Annotated in this window: 1 protein-coding gene; it reads right to left on the bottom strand. The window is 29.0% G+C overall.

All coding sequences use genetic code 11. The annotated features are described in order from the left end of the window. Positions 1 to 9: 9 nt before the first annotated feature. The gene (locus GH681_RS23180) at positions 10 to 180 is read right to left on the bottom strand and encodes a hypothetical protein (RefSeq protein ID WP_153163850.1); all 171 of its coding nucleotides are present in this window, start codon (positions 178 to 180) and stop codon (positions 10 to 12) included. Between the last annotated feature and the right edge of the window lie 893 nt (positions 181 to 1,073).

Here is a 1,073-nt window from a genome sequence, read left to right as displayed (position 1 = left end):
TAACTTAGCCTAATAACCATTGATAGGTATTACTTCTACTTTATGATCTAGTTGATTAACAGAACCTATATTCATTAAACTTTCACCTATCCATTGTTTGATGTCAGTAATAGGTATTTCGGTTTCATTTAAACCTAAGTCCGCAATTACTTTAGCAATCACGGCTTTACTACTTGTCATTTTATATATCATGGCTGCTATTCGTAATCGTGAATATTCTATTTAATTATTTGTGCTAAATGCCTTTTATTTGCTCTAGTAAGTACAATCTAATACTTACTTTTGTTAGACACTAGCATGTCCTATTTATTCCAGTAAAGTCTATACTTGTAGAATCCTGAGTGTTCATTAAGTAAATAAGTAAGTTTACCTAACTCTTTAGTAGCTTTATAATCTATTCTAAGACTTCTACCATCTAAATGTTTAGGCTGTTTCTTTACTATTTGAATACTACCCATTCTATAAGGTAATTTAACTTCTTTACTTTCTTCTAATAACTAATCTCTTAAGTGATAAAAGTAGTCTGTTACTATCTTTCTATAAGTAGTATAATCTATATCGTATACTGTATCTGGTTCTATACTACTTAAGTAATGGTTATAGAATGAAGGTATAGTATAAGATACCGTTTTATTAGCTGATTTATTTAATTCATTCATCGTCTTATACTTCTGTTAACATTCTAATTCATTACATTCTAAGTATCATCCTTACTATCGTTAGTAGTATCAGATACTTGCTATCTCATAGTTAAGAAATCTTTAGTAAAGATTAGCTACTTAACTGTTCCCCACATATAAGCTGGTAAAGGATATTCATCCTTATCAGGATTGTAACATAGTTTATCTTCAGTAGGATCTTCAGCAATTATTTCTACATCAATATATTCTAGTTGATTAGCATCACCTTCTACATATATCCTATTACCTTTAACATATGCAATATAATCTTTGCAAGTGTACTTTCTATATCTCTAGAATTTCATCTTAGTTTCAGAACCTAATTGAATAATGTTTCCATAGGCATCCTTTACTGTTATTACTGAAGTAGTAAGTTTAGTACCAAGTAAAGTA

The sequence above is a fragment of the Zoogloea sp. 1C4 genome (genome assembly GCF_009469605.1).
Taxonomy (GTDB): Bacteria; Pseudomonadota; Gammaproteobacteria; order Burkholderiales; family Rhodocyclaceae; genus Zoogloea; species Zoogloea oryzae.
The sequence above is the reverse complement of the archived record's forward strand: the minus strand, read 5'-3'. Positions and strand labels throughout refer to the sequence as shown.